Source organism: Clostridium sp. OF09-36 (genome assembly GCF_003481985.1).
GTDB lineage: Bacteria > Bacillota > Clostridia > Lachnospirales > Lachnospiraceae > Brotaphodocola.
Window position 1 is genome coordinate 1 of sequence record NZ_QUMD01000004.1, and the last position, 26,709, is coordinate 26,709.

Below are 26,709 nucleotides of genomic sequence, written 5' to 3' on the forward strand. Positions count from 1 at the left end.
TACTGAGACTGTAAGCAACCGGAATCGGTTCCCACCAGTTAACCCATGCAGGCATGAACCATTTAGACGGTGTCCAGGCCGTAGCTTATGGCCGCCTGCGTCTGATGGATACAGACTATGCACGTACTGAGCGCCAGCGTAAGATCATTGCGCAGGCCTTTGAAAAATCCAAGAAGGCAGATTTCCAGACACTGTATACCCTGATCGGAACTGTGTTCCCGCAGATATCTACCAGTATCGGAGTCGATGACCTGGTAAGCAACGCCAGAAATATCACGAAGTTCCATCTGGGAGAGACAACCGGATTCCCGCAGGCCCGCGGTGACGCAAACATGGGCAAGAAGGGAGCTGTAGTTGTTCCTGCAACTCTGGAAAGCAATGTCATTGAGCTGCACAAGTTCCTTTTTGGTGATGAGGCTTATACCCCATCTGAGACTGTTAAGAAGATCAGTGCAAAAATCTCTTCCGATACTGGCATCTATAAAGAAGGCCAGTTTGTCGGAAATGTAGGAACCGGTGGCGGTGTGGTACAGCCGCAGAAGACCAAGGCAGCAGCGACTAAATCTTCCGATAAGTCCAAGGACGAGGAAGGATACCAGACCGTATACGAGTACGATAAGAACGGCAAGAAGGTCAGCAAGAAGCTCAAAATGGAGACCGACGCTGACGGCAAATATGTAAAGTACGAGACCGATGCCGACGGATTCCTTGTGAAGGACGAGACCATCTCCAGCAGCCACAGCGCTGCATCAGCAGCTGAGACAGATGCGAACGGCGAGACAAAAGAGACGGACAGCAAGGGAAACCATAAAAATAATGAAACCTCTGACAGCGAGTCTGGAATTGCAGATACCAAAGTAACAGACCGTCCGGGAACATCTTCGGAGTCATCATCTGCAGCACATCCGGGCAGCAATACGGAGAGCAGCTCTGCCAGCCACCCGGGAAGCAGCACGACGCCGACCACGGCAGCATCCCATCCGGGAAGCAATAGTACCACGCCGACCAGCTCTGCAACACATCCGGGAAGTACGGCTGAGGGCACAACATCAGGTTCTGGAAGCACGGTCCCGACGGCAGCGTCCCATCCGGGTGGCAGCACCACCCCGACAAGCGCAGCCAGTCATCCGGGCAGTACATCCACAACACCGACCAGCGCAAATTCCGGAAACCCGTCCTCTGCGGGCCCGTCCGGAAGCGGAAACAGTTCTTTCTCCGCAGTGTCCGGGACGGTGGCAGGACCGGGGCAGTAAATATAACAATATCTCACAGTAAACACAAATGGGCCGGAAGGTTCCGTTCCCGCCGAATGGCGGGGACGAAACCTTTCGGCCCTCGTTCGTTACTGTGTGATATTGTTAGAATTCACAATTAAGTTGAAAAGGGAACACAATTGCATCACATTTCTCTGTTATAGTTCTTTACAGAGTTAAGAAAGAAGTACAGAAAGGAGATCATAAGTATGTACGAAGAAGATAGAAATAACAGAGAAAATAATTCGGAAGCTGGTTACAACGACCGCAACGACGAACATATGGAATACCGCAGAAACGCAGCCCAGAACACAGATAGCCAGGAGGTAAGATCCCAGCAGGGTCCGGCACAGGAACAGGGCAGAAGTGAAGCCTGGAAGGGCGCAGCCAGGAGTGCAGCCAGAGAGACAGCAGCTGGCAGTCCGCACCGCAGAGCACCAGCCAGAGTGGCAGCGGCGCATGGCAGTCCGCAGCCAGGCAAACGGTCAGGAGAGTGGCAGCGGCGCATGGCAGTCTGCAACCCAGGCAAACGGTCAGGAGAGTGGCAGCAGTGCATGGCAGTCCGCAGCCCAGACAGGCAGCCAGGAGAGTGGCAGCAGTGCATGGCAGTCTGCATCGCAGGCAGGTACCCAGAACAGCAGCACATGGCAGCCGGGTTCACAGGAGCAGGGCCAGGGCAGCGCATGGCAGTCTGTATCCCAGAACGGAAACCAGCAGGCGGCCCAGCATGAGCAGGCTCACCACACAACAGGCGGCTGGGCACCGCGCAGACCAGAGTTCCATCATAATGCACACCAGAAACCAGAGCATGCAAAACGCAGCGGTCACGGCATGGCCAAAAAGGTTGCAGCCGTTACGGCAGCAGCAGTTTTGTTTGGTACGGTCGCAGGCGGTACGATGTTTGCAGTTGATACCATGGGAGAATACCTGAAGGGGCAGTATACCACGATCGGCCAGACAGAAACACAGGCTCAGGTCAAGGTGGCAGAATCGGATTCCGGCGATGGCAGCACCACTGCCGGGGCACCGGTCACCTCAGCAATCCAGACGGATGTTTCTTCCATCGTAGAGAAAGCAATGCCGTCGGTTGTTGCGATCAACAATACAATGGTCATGCAGCAGCAGACCTGGTTTGGACCGAGCCAGACCGTTGAGGTTCCGAGCAGCGGCTCCGGTATCATTGTAGGCCAGAACGATGAAGAGCTTCTGATCGTTACCAACAACCATGTTGTTGAGGATTCCAAGGAGCTGACGGTTACCTTTATCGATAACCAGCAGGTTTCTGCAGCAATCAAGGGAACAGATTCCGAGACAGACCTGGCAGTCATTGCCATTCCGTTAAAGGACATCCCGTCCGATACCATGAACCAGATCAAGGTTGCAACACTCGGTGATTCCGATGCATTAAAGGTTGGCCAGGGTGTTATTGCGATCGGTAATGCACTTGGCTATGGCCAGTCTGTAACTGTTGGCTATGTCAGTGCTTTAAACCGTGAGGTAAAGGCTGAGGACCAGACAACCCGTACCCTGCTTCAGACCGATGCGGCCATCAACCCTGGTAACAGTGGCGGCGCACTGCTGAATATGAGAGGTGAGGTCATTGGCATCAATGCAGCCAAATATTCTTCTACTGAGGTAGAGGGCATGGGCTATGCAATCCCGATCTCCCAGGCACAGGACATCATTAACGAGCTGATGAACAAGAAGACCCGTGTAGCAGTTGATGAGGCTCAGCAGGGCTTCCTGGGTATTCAGGGACAGAATATCGATGAGACTGCAGCAAGCATGTACGGAATGCCGAGAGGTATTTATGTATACAAGATCGTAGAAGACAGCGCAGCATCGAAGTCTGACTTACACGAGAAGGATATCATTACCAAGTTCGATGGCCAGACCGTCCGCACCATGGCAGACCTGAAGGATATGCTGACCTACTATAAGGGCGGTGACACCGTGAACTTAACCGTACAGTCTCTGGAGAATGGACAGTATACAGAGCGTACCGTCCAGATCACGCTGGGAACCAAGCCGGCCGGTGAGACTAACTAAATATAACAATTTATTTCACTTTAATAGGGCCGTGTGAGTTGCCGAAAGGCAACTCACACGGCCCTTGTCATATACTTAAATTGTTACTTCACTCCCGCATCAGCAAAAATGCCTGGTACAGGTTCAGCGTTCCATATCCCCACTGGCGGTTGGGGTACTGGAACGCTTCTTTTCGGTCTGCGCCCCGGATGAGAATGGAGCGGACGGAGCTGCTGGTGAGGCTTGTGTCATTTCCCTGGGTAAAGTCCCACGAAAACAGGCAGGCCACGGCTCCGGCGGTGATGGCGGCAGCGACAGAAGCTCCGGTGCGGCGGGTGAAGGAAACCGGCGTGGAAGCTGTGTTACCCCGGGACTGCAGCGCCGGGCCCTGTACGTCGACGCCGGGAGCGGCAAGGTCAGGTTTTACCTGCCTGTAGCGGTGAAGCCGCGGCTGCTGTGGATGTAGAGACTGTCTGTGACATGGTTGTAGGTACTGATGGTCAGAAGCAGAGGGCATTGCCGGGATCGGTGATGGTGATATCGGGATCGGGGCGGAGAAAACGGATGTCATCTGGAAGAAAGGACTGCAGGGGAAGCCAGATGTGGAACTGCCCGGTGACATACAGGGCAGGGTAGACCCGGATGTGCCAGATGCCCGGAGCCGGACCACGAAACCGTAAGAATGCAAGAAAACGGCCGGACCCGGCTTCGGTCAGCTGGTAGCTGATAAAGATACGGGTGGCATCCAGCCGGAAGGAAAGGGTGGTTTCCTGTCCTACCGCCAGCGGGATCCGTTCGATCACTTCGCCGGAGGGAGAAACAAAGCCGAGTGTATAAAGCTCAGAGGCATCTGCCCACAGCTCCATGGAAAAGTCTTTACCCGGGGCGGCAATGCGCAGCTCAACATCATCGAATTCCTGGTTTGCAGGCAGACGGCTGAAATAGTGGCGACCAAAGCCAGTCTCATTTCCGGCACCTGTGACACAGGCGAAGCCTCGGGTCCCGCTTAAGGCCTGAAGCTGCATGGAAAGGGGAGAAAGGCCACTGTGACTGCCCTGGCTGGTCCCGGCACCCAGACAGAGGACAAGCGGCATCTGGTACTGGCCTGCGATTCCCAGAAGGAAGGCAGCAGCAGCCATGATATCGTTTTCCTGATAAGCATCGGCATCTGCCGGAACGGCAAAAAAATCCCGCAGATATTGCTTGGCTGGCTTTAGGCGGACAACGGCCAGGGAAGCGTCCGGGGCAGCGCCGGAAAATGCAGGGAGTGTGCTGGCCTGGTTTCCCGCAGCTACTCCGGCGAGAAAGGTTCCATGCCCATTTGTGTCGGTTGCGGGGATTATGGAGAACGGGTCACCGGCGGCGAGGGCACGGTTTAGATCCTCCTGGCTGTAGACGGTCCCGAAAAAAGGCTGGAAACCGGCAACGGGTGGTGGTAAGGACTCATTTTCCCTGGTCTGGTCCCATATGCTTAAGATGCGGCTGGTGCCATCCGGATTCCGGAATAATGGGCTGGTGTAGTCGATCCCGGTATCGATCAGGCCTATGAGTACCCCTTGTCCGGTACTTGCAAGATTGGGCTGGGAGAAGACCGGAAGAATGCCTGCGCTTTCCAGTGCCGTGGTATCCTGCAGACCGTAAAGCTTTGGAATGGCAGAATAGGTCTGCCGGGTAAGACTTAATGGAAGAACACCTGCCAGCGGTACATGGACAATGGCAAATTCCTGACTGACCAGATTGACGCAGGTGGTTCCTGCAAGCTCATAGAGGGATTCCACAGCCCGCGGGGAATAGCGGACAATGAAGTCTGCATAATCTTCAGAGGCAGGGGATGTATTGCATGGGATCATGGGTGCTCCGCATAGCTTTTTCATAGTATATGCTGTTTGACGCGGCAGTGATTCAATAGTACAATAGAGAAATAAAAGCATAAACCGGGAGGAAAAATTATGATCTATACAGCAATCATTGCGGCACTATCGTCTCTGGACCTTGGGATCAAATGGCTGATCGAACGGGAAAAACCGGAAGATTTTCCAAAACCGTTGCCGCATACATGCGGAAAGATCCTTTTGTACCATAACCATAACGCGGGCTTTCCCTTTGGATTTCTGGAAAAGCATGGGGAGGTGGTGCGTATGCTGCCGCTGTCCGTGATCTGCGGCCTGGCAGGGTATCTGGCAGCACTGCTTCCACAGAAAGGAAAAAAGGTGCAGAAGCTTGGAATCGCCATGATCCTGGGAGGTGCCCTCAGTAATCTTTACGACAGGCTCGTGCGCCGTTATGTGGTGGATTATTTCAGCATCCAGTGTGGAAAACTGAAGGAGATTGTCTTCAACCTTGGGGATATCTTTGTTTTTCTCGGATCCGGCATTTTGTTTGGGGCAGAGATCCTCAAAGAACTCCGGGGTGTGCTGCCTGCGAAAACTCCGGTTGACAGCGAAAAGGAAAACATGTAGAATCGTAGATAATTTTTATAGAAAAAGAATAAAGGAGTAAAAATCATGTTAGATTCTGGAGACAGTACGGGCATACAGGTTGCAGCAGTGTTGGTCCTTCTTCTGCTGTCCGCATTTTTTTTCATCGGCGGAGACTGCCTTGACTACCGTCAATAAGGTCCGGGTCCGGACACTTGCGGAGGGTGGCGATAAGCGTGCGGCCATGGTTGCCGCGGTGATCGAAGACCCGGCCAAGATGCTCAGTACCATTCTGATTGGCAATAACATTGTAAATTTGTCGGCATCTTCCTTAATGACAACGCTGACCTTACGTCTGTTTGGCAATGCGGCAGTAGGAATTGCGACCGGTGTGCTGACTCTTTTGATCCTGGTATTTGGTGAGATTACGCCGAAGACCATGTCCACGCTGTATGCGGAAAAGATTTCCTTTGCATATGCAGGGATCATCCATGTGCTGATGGTCGTTCTGACTCCGGTTATTTTTATTGTGAATAAGCTTTCTATGGCGGTCCTGTTTCTGATACGGGTCGACCCGAATAAAAAACAGGATCCGATCACAGAGGATGAGCTCCGCACGATCGTGGAGGTCAGCCACGAGGAGGGCGTCATTGAGAGTGAAGAAAAGAAGATGATCAACAATGTGTTCGACTTTGGGGATGCCGTGGCAAAAGACATCATGGTCCCGCGCATCGACATGGTCATGGTGGATGCAGAGGCGTCCTTTGGTGAGCTCATGGAGCTGTTCCAGAAGGAACGCTTTACCCGTATCCCGGTCTACGAGGAAAACACAGACAATGTCATTGGCATTGTTAATATGAAGGATTTCATTTTATTCGATCACGAAAAAGAAAAGAATTTTTCCATCCGCGATTATCTACGCCAGCCGCTTTATACTTATGAATATAAGAAGACAGCCGAGCTGATGCTGGAGATGCGCAAAACCTTCAACAATATTGTTATCGTGTTAGATGAATACGGTGCAACAGCCGGACTGATTACGCTTGAGGATATGCTTGAGGAAATCGTCGGGGAGATCCGTGACGAGTACGACCAGGATGAAGAGGACGAGGTAAAAGAGACCGGACCGGACGAATATCTGGTCAATGGTTCCACCAAGCTGGATGACTTAAATGACCGCCTGGGACTGGAGCTGCAGTCAGAGGATTATGACTCGATCGGCGGCCTGGTGATCGGCCTTCTGGATCATCTGCCGGAAGAAGGAGAGGAAGTAGATTACGAGAACCTTCACCTGAAGGTAGAGGATATGGATAAAAACCGGATCGGAAAGATCCGCATCCAGATCCATCATCCGGAAAAAACGGAAGAGGAAGAAGCGGAAAAGACAGCGGAACAGAATTAAAAATCATGCAGGATGGGCGGTGCCGGCAGAAAGTGGCACCGCCCATCTTTTCATCTTTTAACTTAAGATCCCCCCGGCCATTCCGCCTGCCGCGCAGCAGGCGAGCACCGGGAGCACATGGGAAAAGTCCGGGATTCTGCCCTGGCGCAGCAAAACAGATGCAGCAAAAAGCGCCAGAAAATATAAAAGCCCGGTGAGCAGTCCCCAGAAAAAACGCCGGGTGCGCAGCGCCTTGCCGCAGAGCAGGCCGCCGGCAAAACAGGAAATGCCATAGAGCAGATAGACCGCCGGCGTGATCTGCGACTCCTTCAGCTTCAGCCTGTAAAGGACAAAGGTCAGGATAAAGAGCAGCACGGCAGAGAGCAGGTAAGATGCAACCAGGGAAATTAACAAGGCCTTGGGGCGTGATGGAAGCATAAAAACCCTCCTTTTTGGAAATACTCTGATCAGTTCATTTTATTTTGTGTTGTCCAGAAAAATTACAAAAATATCCTTGACATGCTATGGTGGAATGGATATAATAGAATGGCGTGCGAAAATCGCAGGATTTTTTGATGCGCAAAAAAGCTGAAAAGAATTACAGCAACCAACAGACAATATCACAGGAGGTGAAAGGAATGCCAACATTCAACCAGTTAGTGAGAAAGGGAAGACAGACCGCAGTTAAGAAGTCTACCGCACCGGCTCTGCAGAAAGGATACAACTCCTTACAGAAGCGTGCAACTGATACTTCTTCACCGCAGAAGAGAGGTGTCTGCACCGCAGTTAAGACTGCAACCCCGAAGAAGCCGAACTCTGCACTTCGTAAAATCGCCAGAGTACGTCTTTCTAACGGTATCGAGGTAACCAGCTACATCCCGGGCGAGGGACACAACTTACAGGAGCACAGCGTAGTATTAATTCGTGGTGGCCGTGTTAAGGACCTTCCGGGTACCAGATATCACATCATCAGAGGTACTCTTGATACCGCAGGCGTAGCCAACAGAAAGCAGGCTCGTTCCAAGTACGGCGCTAAGAGACCGAAAGACGCTAAGAAGAAATAAGCAACAGCTTACACTAGTAGTACCACTAACGTAAGTAAAAGTAGTTAGTGCCGGGATGATATTGCCTGTGGTTGCAGGAATAGATAGAACCGTGCGCGAACACATTTTTATGGAAACATGTGAGTACCTATGAATTAATTTCTATAATTAAGGAGGGAAGTAACGTGCCACGTAAAGGACATATTCAGAAAAGAGATGTATTAGCAGATCCTTTATACAACAACAAGGTTGTAACCAAGCTGATCAACAATATCATGCTTGATGGTAAGAAGGGTGTTGCACAGAAAATCGTATACGGTGCATTTAACCGTGTAGAAGAGAAGAGCGGCAAGCCGGCTCTGGAAGTCTTCGAAGAGGCTATGAACAATATCATGCCTGTTCTGGAGGTTAAGGCAAAACGTATCGGTGGTGCTACCTATCAGGTACCGATCGAGGTTAAGCCGGAGAGACGTCAGACTCTTGCACTTCGCTGGATCACCATGTTCTCCCGTAAGAGAGGCGAGAAGACCCAGGAAGAGAGACTGGCAAACGAGATTATGGACGCAGCAAACAACACTGGTGCATCTGTAAAACGTAAAGAAGACATGCATAAGATGGCAGAGGCTAACAAGGCCTTCTCCCACTTCAGATTCTAATAGGAGGAAAAAGCTTTGGCTGGAAGAGAATATCCGTTGGAGAGAACCAGAAATATTGGTATCATGGCTCACATCGATGCTGGTAAGACCACTTTGACTGAGCGTATCCTGTATTACACTGGTGTAAACTACAAAATCGGTGATACTCACGAAGGTACTGCTACCATGGACTGGATGGAACAGGAGCAGGAGAGAGGTATTACCATTACTTCAGCAGCTACTACCTGTCACTGGACCATTCATGGCCAGGACAACCGTCCGATCAAAGGACAGCCGGAGTATCGTATCAACATCATCGATACCCCAGGTCACGTAGACTTCACTGTTGAGGTAGAGCGTTCCCTTCGTGTACTGGACGGCGCTGTTGGCGTGTTCTGTGCAAAGGGTGGTGTAGAGCCGCAGTCCGAGAACGTTTGGCGCCAGGCTGATACCTACAACGTACCGCGTATGGCATTCATCAACAAGATGGATATCCTGGGTGCTAACTTCTACGGCGCAGTAGAGCAGATCCGTACCAGACTTGGTAAGAACGCTATCTGCTTACAGCTGCCGATCGGTAAAGAGGACGAGTTCAAGGGCATCATCGACCTGTTCGAGATGCAGGCTTACATCTACAACGATGATAAGGGCGACGACGTTACTGTTTGCGAAATCCCGGATGATATGAAGGATGATGCAGAGTTATATCACACCGAGCTGGTAGAGAAGATCTGCGAGCTGGATGACGATCTGATGATGCAGTATCTGGAAGGCGAAGAGCCGTCTATCGAGGATCTGAAGAAAGTATTAAGAAAAGCTACCTGCGAGTGTACCGCTGTTCCGGTATGCTGCGGTAGTGCATACAGAAACAAAGGTGTTCAGAGACTTTTGAACGCTGTAATCGAGTTCATGCCGGCTCCGACCGATATCCCGTCTATCAAGGGTACCGATATGGACGGCAATGAAGTATTCCGTCATTCTTCCGATGAAGAGCCTTTCGCAGCTCTGGCATTCAAGATCATGACTGACCCGTTCGTAGGTAAACTGGCATTCTTCCGTGTGTACTCCGGTACCATGAATTCCGGTTCTTACGTTCTGAATGCTACCAAGGGCAAGAAAGAGCGTGTTGGCCGTATCCTTCAGATGCACGCTAACAAGAGACAGGAGATCGACAAAGTTTACTCCGGCGATATCGCTGCAGCAGTAGGCTTTAAGATTACCGGTACCGGTGATACCATCTGTGATGAGAATCATCCGGTTATCCTGGAGTCCATGGAGTTCCCGGAGCCGGTTATCGATATCGCTATCGAGCCTAAGACCAAAGCTGGTCAGGGCAAGATGAGTGAGGCACTTGCAAAACTTGCAGAGGAGGATCCGACTTTCCGTGCATCCACCAACCAGGAGACTGGCCAGACCATCATCTCCGGTATGGGTGAGTTACATCTGGAGATCATCGTAGACCGTCTTCTGAGAGAGTTCAACGTTGAAGCTAACGTTGGTGCTCCGCAGGTTGCTTACAAAGAGACCTTCACCAAGGCCGTAGACGTAGACAGCAAATATGCTAAGCAGTCTGGTGGTCGTGGTCAGTACGGTCACTGTAAAGTTCACTTCGAGCCGATGGATGCGAACGCAGAAGAGACCTTCAAGTTCGAGTCTACCGTTGTCGGTGGTGCTATCCCGAAAGAGTACATCCCGGCAGTTGGCGCTGGTATCGAAGAGGCTGCTAAGTCCGGTATCCTTGCTGGATTCCCGGTACTCGGCGTAAAAGCTACCGTATACGACGGTTCTTACCATGAGGTCGACTCTAACGAGATGGCATTCAAGATTGCCGGTTCCATGGCATTCAAGGAGGCTATGCAGAAGGCAGGCGCTATCCTGCTTGAGCCGATCATGAAGGTTGAAGTTACCATGCCAGAGGAGTACATGGGTGATGTTATCGGTGATATCAACTCCCGTCGTGGCCGTATCGAGGGTATGGATGACTTAGGCGGCGGTAAGATCGTAAGAGCATACGTTCCGCTTTCCGAGATGTTCGGTTACTCTACCGACTTCGTTCCAAGACTCAGGGACGTGGTAACTACTCCATGTTCTTCGAGAAGTACGAGCCGGTTCCGAAGTCCGTACAGGAGAAGGTTATCAACGAGCACAAAAAGTAATTAAACCTTAATTACAATCAAATCTAATTTCCGGCACAGGAGTTTCGCAAAGGTCTTCCGGCTTTGTCTGAAGTCCCTTTGCGGGCTGCCGCCCGGAATAGAGAAAAGGCTTGAAAATATTGCACAAATAGCATATAATAAAGAACAGCCTAACCATATAATCAATCGCCCGTACTAGGCGGGCAAATCAAGGAGGACGTTATAAAATGGCAAAAGCAAAGTTTGAAAGAACCAAACCGCATTGTAACATTGGTACCATCGGCCACGTTGACCATGGTAAAACCACTCTGACCGCAGCAATCACCAAAGTTCTGTCTGAGAGAGTTGCTGGTAACACCGCTACCGATTTCGAGAACATCGATAAGGCTCCGGAGGAGAGAGAGCGTGGTATCACCATTTCTACCGCACACGTTGAGTATGAGACTGAGAAGAGACACTATGCACACGTTGACTGCCCAGGACATGCTGACTACGTTAAGAACATGATCACCGGTGCAGCTCAGATGGATGGCGCTATCCTTGTAGTAGCAGCAACCGATGGTGTTATGGCTCAGACCAGAGAGCACATCCTGCTTTCCCGTCAGGTAGGCGTACCGTACATCGTTGTATTCATGAACAAGTGTGATATGGTTGACGATCCGGAGCTGCTTGAGTTAGTAGACATGGAGATCCGTGAGCTGCTGAACGAGTACGAGTTCCCGGGCGATGACACCCCGATCATTCAGGGTTCTGCTCTGAAAGCTCTGGAAGATCCGATGGGCGAGTGGGGCGACAAGATCATGGAGCTTATGGATGCAGTTGATAGCTGGATCCCGGATCCGCAGCGTGAGACTGATAAGCCGTTCCTGATGCCAGTCGAGGACGTATTCACCATTACTGGTCGTGGTACCGTTGCTACCGGCCGTGTAGAGCGTGGTGTTCTTCATCTGAACGATGAGGTTGAGATCGTTGGTATCCACGAGGAGACCAAGAAGACCGTTGTTACCGGTATCGAGATGTTCCGTAAGTTACTGGATGAGGCTCAGGCTGGTGATAACATCGGTGCTCTGCTTCGTGGTATCCAGAGAACTGAGATCGAGCGTGGACAGGTTCTGTGTAAGCCGGCATCTGTAAAGTGCCACAACAAGTTTACCGCACAGGTTTACGTTCTGACCAAAGACGAGGGTGGTCGTCATACCCCGTTCTTCAACAACTATCGTCCGCAGTTCTACTTCAGAACAACTGACGTAACCGGCGTTTGCGAGCTCCCGGCTGGTACCGAGATGTGCATGCCTGGTGATAACGTAGAGATGACCGTTGAGCTGATCCATCCGGTAGCTATGGAGCAGGGTCTTCGTTTCGCTATCCGTGAGGGTGGTAGAACCGTAGGTTCAGGTCGTGTTGTTACCATCTGCGACTAATCTCTAATTAGAAATTAATCGAAATTTTCATATAATGTAGATGCGCCTGGTGCGCCTACTGTGTCCAAACGTAAGAGGGCCCGTGGAGATTTTTCTCCACGGGTTTTTCTGTTATCTGGCACCTGGAAAACTTTATCTGGGATCTGCAAAATGTCATGGGCAGCTCCGGAAGATGTGTATTGGAACTGCAATCAGAACAGCATCAGCAAGGACGCTGCTATCACGGGTAAAAACGTAAGGAAAATTCACACATTTTTCAAAGTAAGAACTGGTAATTTATGTTATAATCAGAAACTGTATCATAAATGTAAGATTAGGCGTTATCACATAGAAGTGATCCATGGATAACACAGCAAGTGGATAACATAAAATGGATAGCAGAACAAGGAGTAAATGAATGAACTATAAACGAAAATTAGTTTCCGGTCTGGCACTATGCCTTTGCGGCGCCAGTCTGGCAGCGCACCAGCCTGAAAGACCGGAGATATCCGGAAGGGTTACGGGGCAGACAGAAACTACGTCAGATCGGACACAGGAAACGTCAGCCTACGATGCGGAGCGATATACATTTTCTACAGATGTCTACGGTCCGGGCGTAACCAATCTGTCTTCTTCTGACAGCTATTCCAAGTACCAGTGGGGATTGAAAAATGATGCGGAGCTTCAGTACAGCGAGATAACAAACCGCTTCAAGGACAGCAACCCGAAGCTTGCCACGTATATTGACCTGGCAAACTACCTGGGAATGCCGGCACCGGTGGCTGGTCCGGATGCTTACCGGATCAAAGAAACCCGCGCCAGAAAAGGCGTAGATATCAATGTACTCCCTGCCTGGAATCTTTATAATGCCAGTACAGAGGGGCATCGTCAGGTGGTGGTTGCAGTCATTGACACCGGAATCGACATCGACCACCCGGATCTGAAGGATGCCATTTGGACCAACGAAGACGAAATTCCGGGAGATGGCATCGATAATGACGGCAACGGCTATATCGACGATGTACACGGCTGGAATTTCTTTGATGGAAATAATGAACTCTGCAAGGGCAGCGAGGACGATCACGGAACCCATGCGGCAGGAACCATTGCTGCGACCCGTGGAAACGGCGGTATTGCCGGAATCGCGGATAACAAGTATGTTAAGATCATGTCTCTAAAAGCGCTGGGAACCCAGTACGGCGTGGGTGAGGAAAAGGCAATCATCGAAGCCATCCGCTATGCGGAAGCAAACGGTGCCTCCATCTGCAACCTCAGTTTTGGAACGACCGAATATTATCCAGAACTGGAAAAGGTCATGCGCGAATCAAAGATGCTGTTTGTGGTATCAGCCGGAAACGGAGACGCGAAAGGAATCGGAGAGGATACGGATCAGAAACCGGATTACCCGTCTTCCTTTGATTTAGATAATGTGATATCCGTTGCGAACCTGATGTTCGACGGAAACCTGGCTGAGAGCTCCAATTATGGCGCTAAGAGCGTAGATATCGCAGCACCCGGCACTTATATCGTCAGCACCATTGCAAACAGCGGATATGGCTTTATGACAGGAACCTCCATGTCTACCCCGATGGTAACCGGCGCGGCAGCTTTCCTGTATTCCTACCGCACCGACCTGCACCTCTCTGACATCCGCAAGGTTCTGTTAGAAACCGCCCGCAAGATCCCGCCGTTAGAAGGCAAGCTCAGCAGCAACGGCATGCTGGATGTGTACGCGGCACTGAATTACGGAAGAGCGGCAGAGAATACAGCAGAAAGCGCTGGCACAGACAATGGTGGAAGCACCGACACAGGCAATGGCGGCAATGCCGACAGCACCGGAGCAGATGTCTCAGCGGCTGTAGGAAACACTGGAAATCCAGAAAGCGCACAGTCTGGACAGGAAACACAAAGCTCCGGAGATACAGCTCAGAGAGAATCCCAGACAACCACTTCAAAAACCATTACAGCCGGAGGCGGAGAGCCGATCCGGCTGGGCCAGTAAATTTAAACAATTTAATTGAAAACGATGGGCCGTGTGAGTTGCCGGAAGGCAACTCACACGGCCCTATTAAAGTTAATCAAATTGTTATTTCTTCTTATTCTTGTATTCTTCCAGCAGCCGCTCAAACTCTTCCTGATCACCGGATCGCTGCAGCCGCTGTCTTCTGCGTTTGCGGCGCTCGGCGAGGGCTTTTGCTTCTTTCTTTCTGGAGTAGATGATCCATCCTGCAATGCCGATCACGGCAAGGACGAGGAGCACGATCAGGATCGTGACCAGTACACCGGCGATGGAGAAGCTTCTGTGGGTGCGCTGTGAATCTGTAGCATTGGAGCTGGTGGCGAGGGAGCTGTTTGCGGTGTCAGCAGAGCCAGAGGCATTGGTACTGCCGTCTCCGGTTGTAGCTGAGGCACCGGTGCTGCCGTCCCCATTATCGATGGTAACGCCGTCTTTGACAAGCAGATAAGCAGTGCCGATCACGCGGTCGTTGTAGGTGTAGGTGAGGAGAGCCACGGCGTTGTCCGGGCTGACCTCTGGCAATGCGCCGAGGGAAATATCGGCATCCTCAAAGGAGGCACCGTTTGGCAGGGTAATGACGCTGTCCGGGTCGATCATCAGATCGGAGACCTGGAAGGAACCCTTGTCCAGATTGATGGTTTCGTTTCCGGTGACATAGCGGCTTTCGTAGTCGGCCACGGTGTAATTCTGGAAGGAGCGGAACCCAAACTCCAGAAGTGCCTTTCCGTCTACAAAGTACTGGCGCGGCTGTCCTTTTAAGATAACGGATACGAGACGGCGGTTATCCTTGACTGCGTAGGTGACCAGGGTGTTTCCGGCTTTGATCAGATAACCTGTTTTTCCGGCGATTGCTTCCGGATAGTAGTAGGGACTGCTCTGATCTTCGGTGACACAGAGACGGTGTTCGCCGCGGATGGTGAAACCGTCCGGATTCTGGGTGGTCGGTGCGATCTTATGGGTCGTGGCGGAGCTGATCTCTACCATGGTTTCATTGTCATATGCGGCCTGCGCGATCAGGGCCATATCGTAAGCGGAAACGTACTGGTTATCTCCGTTTAAGCCGGATGGATTTTCAAAGTGGCTTTCCTGGCATCCAAGCTCCACCAGTTTTTCATTCATCATGTCCACAAAGGCGGAAATGCTGCCTGCCGTATGCTCTGCCAGGGCATTGGCTGCCTGGTTGCAGGACACTAAAAGCAGGGAGTAGAGACAGTCCTCTACGGAAAGCTGGTCCCCGGCTACGACGCTGATTTTATTTCCGCTGTCTGCCTCAACCTGGTTGACAGCCGTCGTAGAAAATGTTACAGTATCATCCAGACTGCAATTTTCCAGAACGATGAGTGCTGTCAGGATTTTGGTAATGCTGGCTGGCGGGTAGGTCAGGTGGATATTCTGTCCATATAAAATGGCACCGGAATCCATATCCATGACAATGCCGGCCTCGGCCATAATGCCGGTATCGGAAGGCCAGTCGGGCTTAGCCCAGGCTGTCAGAATGAACAACTGGCATGTTAGGGCAAAACATACAAATTTTGTTATCTTTTGTTTCCATTTATTCAGCAATGTGCGAACCTCCTGTGTCCTTTTTCCGTCTGCGGTTTGGGTTCAAAAGCAAGGAACTTTGCGGTGTTTCCCGCATTTTGGCAAGACGGACCTGTCTAATCATACCTTATGTAAAATAAATATTCAACCAAATATTCCATGAAATATTCGTGAAATTGCCACTTCCATTTTCCCCATATTTGTAGTATCATAATCACTGCTACGACATATAGTTGTTAATAATATAAGAAAATACAAGATATAGTATATACGAGAGGGGTTTGGGCATGACTACGGATGTTAAGACTAATGTGATCAAGAGAAACGGCAAAGAGGTTTCTTTTGATGTCTCTAAAATTGTGAGCGCGATCACCAAAGCCAATGCCAGTGTCGATCATCTTCATCAGCTGAATGAATACCAGATTAACGCAGTGGCAGACATGATCGCAAAGCAGGTGGAAGAGGCAACGCATGCGGTAAACGTAGAAGATATTCAGGATATGGTGGAGACCGGCATCATGGAGATGCGCGGTTACGAGGTGGCACAGAAGTATGTGCGTTACCGCTATAAGAGAGAATTAACCAGAAAATCCAATACAACGGATAATGGTATCCTGGCTCTGATCGAGCACATGAACGAGGAAGTAAAGCAGGAAAATTCCAATAAAAACCCGGTGATCAACTCTACCCAGCGTGACTACATGGCTGGTGAGGTCAGCAAGGATTTAAGCCGGCGCGTGCTTCTTCCGGAGGACGTCGTGCGTGCACATGAGGCTGGCATCATCCATTTCCATGATACCGATTATTTCGCACAGAAGGAGCACAACTGTGACCTGATCAACTTAGAGGACATGCTTCAGAATGGCACGGTCATCAGCGAGACCATGATCGAGAAGCCGCACAGCTTTTTCACTGCCTGCAACGTTACTACCCAGATCGTGGCGCAGGTAGCCAGCAACCAGTACGGCGGACAGTCCTTCTCTCTGGCACACCTGGCTCCGTTTGTAGACATCAGCCGTAAAAAGCTGCGCAAGAACGTGATCGCAGAACGTGAAGAATGCGGGGAATCCTTAGATGACGCGATCATCGACCGCGTGGTAGAGCGCAGACTGCGCGATGAGATCAAGAGCGGTATCCAGACCATCCAGTACCAGCTCATCACCCTCATGACCTGTAACGGACAGGCTCCGTTTGTGACCATGTTCATGTACTTAGACGAGGTTCCGGAGGGCCGTACCCGTGATGACCTTGCCATGATCATCGAGGAAGTCATGATCCAGAGAATGCAGGGCGTTAAGAATGAAAAGGGCGTGTGGATCACCCCGGCATTCCCGAAGCTGATCTATGTTCTGGACGAAGACAACATCACCGAGGATTCCAAATACTGGCATCTGACTGAGCTTGCAGCGAAATGTACCGCAAAGCGTATGGTACCGGATTACATCTCAGCAAAGATCATGAAGGAGATGAAGGGTGGAAACGTTTACCCGTGCATGGGCTGCCGTTCCTTCCTGACTGTTGAGGATTCCCAGAGAAACCCGGATGGAAGCCACAAGTTCTACGGACGTTTTAACCAGGGCGTTGTGACCATTAACCTGGTGGATGTGGCATGCTCCTCTGAGGGCGATATGGACCGCTTCTGGGAGATTTTTGAGGAGCGCCTGGAGCTCTGTCACCGCGCACTGCGCTGCCGTCATGAGCGCCTGCTTGGAACCATTTCCGATGTAGCGCCGATCCTGTGGCAGAACGGGGCCCTGGCAAGACTGAAAAAGGGTGAGACCATCGACAAGCTTCTGTTTGACGGTTACTCCACCATTTCCCTTGGCTACTGTGGCCTTCACGAGATGTGTGTGCGCATGACCGGAAAATCCCACACGGACCCGGCTGCAAAACCGTTCGCGCTGGCTGTGATGCAGAAGATGAACGACAAGTGCAGGGAGTGGAGAGAGGCAGAGAACATCAGCTATTCCGTATACGGAACACCGATGGAGTCCACCACCTACAAATTTGCAAAATGCCTGCAGAAGCGTTTCGGCATCATCCCGGGAGTTACCGATAAGAACTACATTACCAACAGCTATCATGTGCATGTAACCGAGGAGATCGATGCATTCAGCAAGCTGAAATTTGAGTCCGAGTTCCAGAAGCTGTCTCCGGGCGGAGCAATCAGCTATGTGGAAGTACCGAACATGCAGCAGAATATCCCGGCGGTTCTCTCTGTCATGAAGTTCATCTATGAGAACATCATGTACGCAGAGCTGAACACCAAGAGCGACTATTGCGAGTGCTGCGGCTACGATGGCGAGATCAAGATCGTCGAAGACGAGTCCGGCAAGTTAGTATGGGAGTGCCCGAACTGCGGAAACCGTGACCAGGACAAGATGTCTGTGGCACGCCGTACCTGCGGTTACATCGGAACCCAGTTCTGGAATCAGGGACGCACCCAGGAGATCCGTGACCGTGTGCTGCATCTGTCTACAAAGAGCAGCGTGTCTGTCGATGGCGGCACAAGCAGTTCATCAGCGGTATAAGTAAGCGGGGGTAAATTATGAAGTATGCGCAGGTATTTACGTGCGATATTGCAAATGGCCCCGGCTGCCGGACCTCTTTGTTTGTTTCCGGCTGTACGCACCATTGTAAGGACTGCTTTAACGAGGTCGCGTGGGATTTCAATTATGGCAGAGAGTTCGACAGCCAGGTGCAGGATGAGCTGATCAAAGAGAGCAGACCCTCTTACATCGATGGTTTTACCTTTCTTGGCGGGGAGCCGATGGAAGTTGCAAACCAGAAGGCACTGCGTCCGTTTCTGGAACGGATCCGGACGGAGCTGCCAGGAAAAAATATCTGGATCTATTCCGGGTACACCTACGAGGAACTGACCGACCCGCACAACACACGGTGTCATAGTGAAGATACGGATGCCATCCTTGCAATGACGGACGTACTTGTAGATGGAAGATTTGAACTGGATAAAAAAGATATTACCCTAAGATTTCGGGGGTCCTCCAACCAGCGGGTCATTGATGTGCCGGAAACCAGAAAGAATGGGCATATCGTGCTGAGCAAATATGGAGAGAAAGAGAAGCTATTATAATAATGAGAGTCATCGGCGGTTGCTGCCGGTGGCTCTTTTCATTTCATGTTTTATAAATTCTAACATTTTTATGAAAATTATGGCGCACACTCCCGCGTGCCTTGCACCTGAGGAAAATTAATGGTATACTGTCGTGGTAAATTACCCGTATTGCGGCCAGCAGGGCCAAAAGAGCGGAAAAGCGTCCGGCTCCGGGCACCTTCCGGGCAGAAAACAGCAGCCATTTTGCGGCTCTGCAAATGAAAGGAATACCATGTCTTCAAACAATGAATACGCGATCCAGGTACAGGACGTGAGCAAAATATATAAGCTGTACGACAAACCGATCGACCGGTTAAAGGAATCGCTCAGCTTAACCCATAAAAATTACCACAGGGACTTTTTTGCGCTGAGTGACATTTCATTTAATGTGAAAAAAGGCGAGACGGTGGGCATCATCGGAACTAATGGTTCCGGAAAATCGACGATCTTAAAGATCATTACCGGAGTCCTAACGCCGACGAGCGGTCAGGTCCGGGTGAGCGGAGTCATCTCAGCGTTGTTAGAACTGGGAGCCGGGTTTAATATGGACTACACCGGCATTGAGAATATCTACATGAACGGAACCATGATGGGCTTTTCCAAGAAGCAGATGGATGAAAAGCTGCCGGATATCCTGGAGTTTGCGGATATCGGGGATTTCGTTTACCAGCCGGTAAAAACCTATTCCAGCGGTATGTTTGTGCGGCTGGCTTTTGCGCTGTCTATCAACGTGGAGCCGGAAATCCTCATTGTCGATGAGGCACTTTCCGTGGGAGATGTCTTCTTCCAGTCGAAGTGTTACCGGCGCATGGAGGAGATCCGCAAAAACGGCACGACCATTCTTATGGTTACCCACGATATGGGCAGTGTCATCAAATATTGTGACCGGGTGGTGCTCTTAAATAAAGGACACTATGTGGCTGAGGGTGCGCCGGGCAAGATGGTGGATTTATATAAGAAGATCCTGGCAAACCAGATGGACGATCTGGAAGAGGAGCTGCTGGAGATGAATGATTTTTCCGGCGGGATGGACTCTGACGCGGCAGGAGCCGGTGCGAAGGGCGCGTCTGGTGAAATGGCAGACGGATCAGCAGCAGGAGCTGGCGCGGATACCAGCGAAAATGCAGCAGGAACGGCAAAGGGTCAGGACGGCGCAGCAGGCCATGCGCATAAAAAGCACAGCGGCCTCATGAAAGACAAGCTGACCATCAACCCGAACCGCACCGAGTACGGAAACGGCAAGGCCGAGATCTACGATCTTGGTATGTTCGATGAACGCGGCAACTTAACGAATCTTTTGTTAAAGGGTGAGTATTTCACAATCAAGGAAAAAATCCGTTTCCATGACAGCATCCAGTCACCAATCTTTACCTACACGATCAAAGATAAAAAGGGGGCGGACTTAACCGGAACCAACACGATGTTTGAGGGTGCTGAGATCCGTCCGGTGAAGAACGGCGATGAGTACGAGGTGAATTTCCGCCAGAAGATGACGCTCCAGGGCGGTGAGTATCTGCTTTCCATGAGCTGCACCGGCTTTGAGCAGGGCGAGCACACGGTGTATCACCGGCTGTACGATGTAGCGAACATTACGGTTATCTCGAATAAGAATACCGTGGGTGTGTACGATATGGAATCTGAGGTGGAGGCTGTGCTGAAGCCTGCAGGCTCCGGAAATACGGAATCCGGGAATGTTTGAGACAGAAATCGGTTTGATCTGAGCGCAAACATGACGAACAAGGAACGTGAAGATAAGAAAGAGGTTTTTAGAACATGAGAAAGATTGATGATGAGATACAGGCGCTCCTTTCGGAGCACCGCGGAGATATCCGCTCCATCTTACAGGACAACCATCGGCTGGACCTTCTGTATGCCTCTCTTCCCAGAGGGAGCTCCTGCTTGAGTGGTATGAGTTTGAGCCGGATGCAGAGGTGCTTCAGGTTGGTGCCGATTACGGTGCGCTGACCGGACTGCTGCGCACCAGCGTGAAGCAGGTCACTGTGCTGGATGAGACGGAGTCTGCACTGGAGACGGTAAGACAGCGCTATCCGGGTGTAGCAAACATTCATTATTGTAAGGACAGCCTGATGGGCTTTGCAGGGGAAGCCTGCGCCGAGGGGAAAAAATACGACTATGTGATTTTTGCCGGAACCCTGACTGCATCGTATGAGGAGCATATCCGTGCGGCAAAATCGCTGCTGAAGCCGACCGGTATTCTGATCGTGGCGGCAGCCAATGCGCTTGGCATGAAGTATTTTGCAGGAACCTTCGAGGAGGAGAATGCCCTGACGAAGCGCCAGTTAACGGAGCTTCTCTGCAGCGAAAAAGAGACACAGAGCATGGCAGAGGAAAACGGTGCCCTGAAGTTCTATTATCCGATGCCGGACTATAAGACCCCGGTGAGCATTTATTCCGATGCGTATCTGCCAAAGAAGGGTGATTTGACCCGGGTAACCCCGGCATACGATTACCCGCCATACCACATGATGGAGATGGGCGAGAAGTTTGACACAGTCTGCGAGGCAGGTCTGTTTGATTTATATGCAAACTCTTATCTGGTGTTCTGGAGCGCAGATCCAAAGCAGCTTCACAAGGATGATGAGCAGATTTTTATCAAATATAACAAGACAAGAAGAGAAGAATTCCAGATCAAGACCTGTATCTGCGAGCGAAATGCAGCAGGAATGTCGGAAACATCTGGTGCAGCGGCTGGAAACAGCAGTGCAGCAGCACCGGTCAAAAAAGAGCGCTACGTGGAAAAAGCCGCTTTAAGCCTGGATGGCAGCGCCACATCGCTTCTTTTAAAGAAAAATATGAGAAGCTGACGAAACAGCACCGGACTTTAAAGGTAACGGAGCCAAAGTTTGCCGAGCACCGCAATTCAGTTTATTTCCCGTATCTTGTGGGGCAGACCTGTGCGGAGAAGCTGGGTGAGCAGTTAGAGGGCGGACAGCTTCCGCTGGATGTGCTGCAGATCGTCATGAACCAGATCTACGACATCAGCCCGGAGTGCCGCAGTGCGTTTACCAGAACCGCAGAGTTCGATGAGGTGTTTGGCGCGGACTTAACGGAGGAGGAGCAGAATCTGCTGCTTTCCGATACCGCCTGCGAGGTTTCCAACATCGATGCCTTGTTTGAGAATATGCTGCTGACGCGGGAGGGCATCTACTGCCTGGACTACGAGTGGGTGTTCTTATTCCCGGTTCCGGAGCATTTTGTGAAATACCGCATTTTGTACTATTTCTATGAACAGTACAGCAGTGTGTTAAAACAGCTGACCTTAGAGCAGATCCTGGATTCGTTCGGTATCACGCCGGAGATGGCAGAAGTATACCGGAAGATGGAGGTAAACTTCCAGAATTATGTGCACGGTGAGAACCAGCAGCTGTACCTGGGCAATTACATGGTTTATTCCCGTACCGTGCGTGACATCCGCCAGACGGAGAGTGACCTTGCGCGGGCAAGGGAGCGCATTGAGCAGATGAAGATCCACAGCCGTGAGAAGGATGTGACTATCCGCAAGATCACGGAAGTTCAGCGTCTGACTAACAACCATGTAACGAACTTAGAGGCCATCATCCATAACCATGAGCATGAGATCGGTGAGATGGCAAAGACCCTGAATTACTTAAATAAGCATGAGGCGATTCTCTTTAAGATCCGCCGGAAGCTGGGCGATAAGTTTAACCAGAAGTATCCAAAGGGATCGGTAGAGCGAAAGAAGCTTCATTATAAGAAAGAATACATGCTGCATCCGCTTCGCTCCATGAAGCTTTACTCGACACCGGAGGGACGAAACCTGCGTGATGGCGATTTCAACATCGGTGAGATTTACCGGGAACACGGCCGCCTGAAGTTTGAGAAGGTGGAGAACCCGACCGTTTCCATTATCATTCCGGTATACAACCAGATCCACTATACCTACGCGTGCCTGCTTTCTATTTTAGAGCACACGAAGGATGTTTCTTATGAGGTCATCATCGCGGACGATGTGTCCACGGATGCGACCGAGCATCTTTCCGAGTACGCGGAAGGACTGGTCATCTGCAGAAACAGCACAAACCAGGGCTTTTTACGTAACTGCAACAACGCAGCGCGTCATGCCCGTGGTAAATATGTGATGTTCTTAAACAACGATACCCAGGTGACCGAAAACTGGCTTTCTTCCCTGGTTCAGCTCATTGAGTCTGACCCGACCATCGGAATGGTAGGCTCCAAGCTGGTTTACCCGGATGGACGTCTGCAGGAAGCAGGCGGTATCATCTGGAGCGATGGTTCCGGCTGGAATTATGGCCGTCTGGATAATCCGGATAAGCCGGAGTACAACTACGTCAAGGACGTGGACTACATTTCCGGTGCAGCGATCCTGCTTTCCAACGAGCTGTGGAACCAGATCGGCGGCTTTGATACCCGGTTTGCACCGGCCTACTGCGAGGACTCCGACCTGGCATTTGAGGTGCGCAAGGCAGGTTACCGCGTGGTATACCAGCCGAAGTCCAAGGTCATCCACTTTGAGGGTGTTTCCAACGGTACCGATGTACAGGCACCGGCTTAAAGCGTTACCAGGTTGCCAACAGCAAGAAGCTGAAAGAAAAATGGGCAGACGAGTTTGCAAAGCAGTGCGAGAACGATGGCAATCCGGATCCGTTCCGTGCCAGAGAGCGCAGCATGGGCAAGCCGATCATCCTGGTGGTGGACCACTATGTGCCGACCTACGATAAGGACGCCGGTTCCAAGACCACGTACCAGTACTTAAAGATGTTCTTAAAGAAGGGCTATGTGGTGAAGTTCCTCGGTGATAACTTCATGAACGAGGAGCCGTATACCAGCGAGCTGGAGCAGATGGGCATCGAGGTGTTATACGGACCGGAGTACCAGGTCAAGATCTGGGACTGGCTGCGTGACCACGGCGATGATATTGCAGTGGCGTACTTGAACCGCCCGCACATCGCATCCAAATACATTGATTATATTTTAGACAATACCGATATCAAGGTGATCTATTACGGACATGATCTGCACTGGCTGCGGGAAAGCCGTGAATACCAGATCACGAAAGATCCGAAGATCCGCGAAGATGCGGAATACTGGAAATCCATTGAGTTTACGCTGATGAGCAAGGCGGCCGTTTCTTACTACCCGTCTTACATTGAGCGTGATGCGATCCATGAGATCGACCCAACCATCAACGTGAAGGATATCACCGCGTATGTGTTTGATGAGTTCAAGTCCGACATACAGGAAGACTTTGCGAAGCGCAATGGTCTCTTATTCGTCGGTGGCTTCGCACATCCGCCGAATGCAGATGCAGTGCTCTGGTTTGCAAAGGATATTTACCCGCGCATCCGTCAGAAGATGGAGGCAGCCGGAGTTACTCCGCCAGAGTTTATTGTGGTTGGATCTAAGGTAACCGATGAAATCAAAGCTCTGCAGCAGCCGGGCAATGGCATCATCATCAAGGGCTTTGTATCCGAAGAAGAATTGAGCGAGCTTTATGCGACCTGCCGCGTGGTGGTTGTACCGCTGCGTTACGGTGCAGGCGTGAAGGGCAAGGTGGTCGAGGCAATCTACAACGGTGCCCCGATCGTGACGACATCCATCGGTGCGGAGGGAATCCCGCAGGTGGAGGATGTCCTGTTGGTGGAGGACGAGCCGGAGGCATTTGCCGAGACCGTGACCCGTCTTTACCAGAGTCCGGAGGGCTGCAAGGCACTCTGCGAGAAGACCCAGAGCTACATCCGCACGCATTTCAGCATGGATGCAGCATGGAAGGTTATCGAGGATGATTTCAAACGATAATGGATTCCGGGCTGGGATTGCCCGGATGGAGAATTTGGTTGCTGTGTATGCATGCGCAGACAGCAGCAGAACTTGAAAAAGAAAGAAAACAGCCGTTTAGGCGGCGCAGGAGGAAGAAATGCAGGCAATTTTACTGGCCGGCGGTCTGGGTACCAGGCTTCGGAGTGTGGTGAGTGACCGCCCGAAGCCGATGGCACTGATCGGCGAGAAGCCTTTTATGGAGTATGTGGTGCACGAACTTTCAAAGCACGGCATCACGGATATTATCTTTGCCGTGGGTTATAAGGGTTCCATGGTGGAGGAGTATTTCGGGGACGGGAGCGGGTTTTTAGCTCCGGATGGAACACCCATCACCGTTCACTATGCTTATGAGGAAGAACTTCTCGGAACAGCCGGGGCCATTAAAAATGCCGGCAGATTTGTGACCGAGGACAGCTTTTTCGTCCTGAATGCGGATACCTTTTATCAGATCGACTACAGCCGTCTGGTATCCATGCAGCAGGAGTCGGATCTTGACATGGCACTGGTGCTTCGCGAGGTGCAGGACATTTCCCGTTACGGTGCAGCCATTCTGGAAGAAGGACGGCTCACCGGCTTTAACGAGAAGAGTCAGGAGGCAAAGTCGGGCACCATCAATGGCGGCGTGTACCTGATGAAGCGTGCGCTGCTGGACGAGATTCCGGCGGGAAAGGTTTCCCTGGAAAACGAGATGATCCCGAAATGGCTGAAGGAGGGCCGGCGTTTAGGCGGCTTTGTCAATGACGGTTACTTTATCGATATTGGCATTCCGGAGGCATATTATCAGTTTATGGAAGATGTAAAGAAAGGAGTTGTGGTATGGTAATCAGAGGACGTGCACCGCTCCGTGTCAGCTTCGGCGGCGGCGGTACAGACGTGGCACCTTTCTGCGTAGAGCAGGGCGGAGCCATTATCGGCAGCACCATCAACAAATATGCGTACTGTTCCATCGTTCCGAGAGAGGATGACCAGATTATCGTCCACTCTCTGGACTTTGATATGACCGTCAAATACAATGCGAAGGAGAACTTCGTTTACGATGGACGGCTGGACCTGGTAACCGCTGCCTTAAAGGCCATGGATATCAACCAGGGCTGCGAGGTTTACTTACAGTGTGATGCTCCGGCCGGTTCCGGTCTTGGAACTTCTTCTACCGTTATGGTTTCCTTACTTACGGCCATGGCACGCTGGAAGGGCATTGAGATGGATGCGTACCGCCTGGCAGATCTGGCTTACCAGGTCGAGCGTGAGGATTTAAAGATCGACGGCGGCTATCAGGACCAGTATGCGGCAACCTTCGGCGGCATCAACTTTATTGAGTTCCACGGCCGCAACAACGTGGTGGTAAACCCGCTGCGCATCAAGAAAGATATTCTGCACGAGCTGCAGTACAATTTGCTTTTATGTTATACCGGCAACATCCATGTGTCGGCGAACATCATCAAGGATCAGGTGAAAAACTACGAAAAGAAAGATGCCTTCGATGCCATGTGCGAGGTGAAAGCCCTTGCCTACGCGATGAAGGATGAGCTTCTGCGCGGCAATCTGCACAGCTTTGGTAAGCTTTTGGACTATGGCTGGCAGAGCAAAAAGCGCATGAGCAGCAAGATCACCAACCCGCAGATCGACGAGCTTTACGATGAGGCCATTAAGGCCGGTGCGCTGGGCGGAAAGCTTCTTGGCGCCGGTGGCGGCGGTTACCTTCTGATGTACTGCCCGTACAATGTCAAGCACAAGGTGGCAGACCGCATGGAGCAGATGGGTGGTCAGCTGGCAGACTGGAACTTTGAGCTGCGCGGCGCCCAGTCCTGGATTGCGGATGAAAACCGCTGGGACTACAACGAGGTGAAGGTGCATCTGCCAAACGGAGACTACGAATTCAAATTGTAGTATTTTGGAAAATTGGAAAGAATTTAACGAGATCCG

At 51.2% G+C, this 26,709-nt stretch carries 21 protein-coding genes and 1 pseudogene; 18 read left to right on the forward strand and 4 right to left on the reverse strand.

Translation table 11 applies throughout. From position 1 onward, the window contains the following. The first annotated feature begins 53 nt into the window (after positions 1-53). Entirely contained in the window at positions 54-1,253 is a 1,200-nt protein-coding gene (locus tag DXA97_RS04385) for a hypothetical protein (RefSeq protein WP_182436796.1), read from the forward strand. A 393-nt stretch (positions 1,254-1,646) separates the two neighbouring features. Next, complete coding sequence (locus tag DXA97_RS04390; RefSeq protein WP_243107555.1) at positions 1,647-3,302, forward strand: trypsin-like peptidase domain-containing protein; 1,656 nt, start codon at positions 1,647-1,649, stop codon at positions 3,300-3,302. An 88-nt stretch (positions 3,303-3,390) separates the two neighbouring features. Here the strand turns inward: DXA97_RS04390 and DXA97_RS20725 are convergent, their stop codons facing one another. Beyond that, complete coding sequence (locus DXA97_RS20725; RefSeq protein ID WP_243107556.1) at positions 3,391-3,852, reverse strand: S8 family serine peptidase; 462 nt, start codon at positions 3,850-3,852, stop codon at positions 3,391-3,393. Next, a complete protein-coding gene (locus DXA97_RS04395; RefSeq protein ID WP_243107557.1) occupies positions 3,782-5,131 on the reverse strand; it encodes a S8 family peptidase in 1,350 nt (449 codons plus the stop codon). The genes DXA97_RS20725 and DXA97_RS04395 overlap by 71 nt, the downstream gene beginning before the upstream one ends. 99 nt (positions 5,132-5,230) lie before the next feature. Between DXA97_RS04395 and DXA97_RS04400 the strand changes: the two genes are divergently transcribed. Together DXA97_RS04400 and DXA97_RS04405 are read left to right on the forward strand one after the other, a co-directional pair. Then, positions 5,231-5,740: a signal peptidase II gene (locus DXA97_RS04400; RefSeq protein ID WP_118718729.1), complete on the forward strand. Its 510-nt coding sequence runs from the start codon at positions 5,231-5,233 to the stop codon at positions 5,738-5,740. A gap of 139 nt (positions 5,741-5,879) precedes the next feature. Continuing rightward, positions 5,880-7,100, forward strand: coding sequence for a hemolysin family protein (locus DXA97_RS04405; protein WP_347561454.1), 1,221 nt, complete (start codon positions 5,880-5,882; stop codon positions 7,098-7,100). 57 nt (positions 7,101-7,157) lie between these two features. Here the strand turns inward: DXA97_RS04405 and DXA97_RS04410 are convergent, their stop codons facing one another. After that, positions 7,158-7,517: a TIGR04086 family membrane protein gene (locus tag DXA97_RS04410; protein WP_118718730.1), complete on the reverse strand. Its 360-nt coding sequence runs from the start codon at positions 7,515-7,517 to the stop codon at positions 7,158-7,160. 200 nt (positions 7,518-7,717) lie between these two features. Between DXA97_RS04410 and rpsL the strand changes: the two genes are divergently transcribed. From rpsL to DXA97_RS04435, 5 genes and pseudogenes are all read left to right on the forward strand, one after another. Beyond that, positions 7,718-8,143 carry a 30S ribosomal protein S12 gene (rpsL, locus tag DXA97_RS04415; protein ID WP_118540279.1) on the forward strand — a complete coding sequence of 142 codons (426 nt, stop codon included), beginning with the start codon at positions 7,718-7,720 and terminating at the stop codon, positions 8,141-8,143. A gap of 164 nt (positions 8,144-8,307) precedes the next feature. After that, a complete protein-coding gene (gene rpsG, locus DXA97_RS04420) occupies positions 8,308-8,778 on the forward strand; it encodes a 30S ribosomal protein S7 (protein ID WP_118531413.1) in 471 nt (156 codons plus the stop codon). Between the two features lie 15 nt (positions 8,779-8,793). Continuing rightward, positions 8,794-10,913 (forward strand): annotated as a pseudogene (gene fusA / locus DXA97_RS04425) (elongation factor G). Between the two features lie 206 nt (positions 10,914-11,119). Continuing rightward, the gene (gene tuf / locus DXA97_RS04430) at positions 11,120-12,313 is read left to right on the forward strand and encodes an elongation factor Tu (protein ID WP_118718731.1); all 1,194 of its coding nucleotides are present in this window, start codon (positions 11,120-11,122) and stop codon (positions 12,311-12,313) included. A gap of 397 nt (positions 12,314-12,710) precedes the next feature. Beyond that, on the forward strand, positions 12,711-14,294 hold the full coding sequence (locus tag DXA97_RS04435) for a S8 family peptidase (RefSeq protein ID WP_118718732.1): 1,584 nt from the start codon (positions 12,711-12,713) through the stop codon (positions 14,292-14,294). 84 nt (positions 14,295-14,378) lie between these two features. Here DXA97_RS04435 and DXA97_RS04440 read toward each other — a convergent pair whose 3' ends face one another. Continuing rightward, positions 14,379-15,872: a D-alanyl-D-alanine carboxypeptidase family protein gene (locus DXA97_RS04440; protein WP_243107558.1), complete on the reverse strand. Its 1,494-nt coding sequence runs from the start codon at positions 15,870-15,872 to the stop codon at positions 14,379-14,381. A gap of 266 nt (positions 15,873-16,138) precedes the next feature. On the opposite strand from DXA97_RS04440, the gene nrdD reads away from it, so the two are divergent. The 9 genes from nrdD to DXA97_RS04475 all read left to right on the forward strand — a co-directional run bounded on the left by nrdD (position 16,139) and on the right by DXA97_RS04475 (position 26,673). Next, entirely contained in the window at positions 16,139-18,382 is a 2,244-nt protein-coding gene (nrdD, locus tag DXA97_RS04445) for an anaerobic ribonucleoside-triphosphate reductase (RefSeq protein WP_118718733.1), read from the forward strand. A gap of 17 nt (positions 18,383-18,399) precedes the next feature. After that, positions 18,400-18,945, forward strand: coding sequence for an anaerobic ribonucleoside-triphosphate reductase activating protein (nrdG, locus tag DXA97_RS04450; protein ID WP_118718734.1), 546 nt, complete (start codon positions 18,400-18,402; stop codon positions 18,943-18,945). A 253-nt stretch (positions 18,946-19,198) separates the two neighbouring features. Then, the gene (locus DXA97_RS04455) at positions 19,199-20,665 is read left to right on the forward strand and encodes an ABC transporter ATP-binding protein (RefSeq protein ID WP_118718854.1); all 1,467 of its coding nucleotides are present in this window, start codon (positions 19,199-19,201) and stop codon (positions 20,663-20,665) included. 74 nt (positions 20,666-20,739) lie between these two features. After that, positions 20,740-20,931 (forward strand): hypothetical protein, encoded by a 192-nt coding sequence (locus DXA97_RS19895; protein ID WP_147355538.1) that lies wholly within the window; start codon positions 20,740-20,742, stop codon positions 20,929-20,931. Next, positions 20,898-21,791 (forward strand): class I SAM-dependent methyltransferase, encoded by an 894-nt coding sequence (locus DXA97_RS21890; protein WP_347561455.1) that lies wholly within the window; start codon positions 20,898-20,900, stop codon positions 21,789-21,791. The genes DXA97_RS19895 and DXA97_RS21890 overlap by 34 nt, the downstream gene beginning before the upstream one ends. Before the next feature lie 77 nt (positions 21,792-21,868). Continuing rightward, positions 21,869-23,521, forward strand: coding sequence for a glycosyltransferase family 2 protein (locus tag DXA97_RS21895; protein WP_347561456.1), 1,653 nt, complete (start codon positions 21,869-21,871; stop codon positions 23,519-23,521). Between the two features lie 113 nt (positions 23,522-23,634). Beyond that, complete coding sequence (locus DXA97_RS21900; protein WP_347561457.1) at positions 23,635-24,765, forward strand: glycosyltransferase; 1,131 nt, start codon at positions 23,635-23,637, stop codon at positions 24,763-24,765. Positions 24,766-24,883: 118 nt separating this feature from the next. After that, positions 24,884-25,609, forward strand: a complete 726-nt coding sequence (locus DXA97_RS04470; protein WP_118718735.1) for a nucleotidyltransferase family protein — start codon at positions 24,884-24,886, stop codon at positions 25,607-25,609. Beyond that, a complete protein-coding gene (locus tag DXA97_RS04475) occupies positions 25,603-26,673 on the forward strand; it encodes a GHMP kinase (protein ID WP_118540270.1) in 1,071 nt (356 codons plus the stop codon). Before DXA97_RS04470 ends, DXA97_RS04475 begins: the two co-directional genes overlap by 7 nt. Positions 26,674-26,709: the final 36 nt, after the last annotated feature.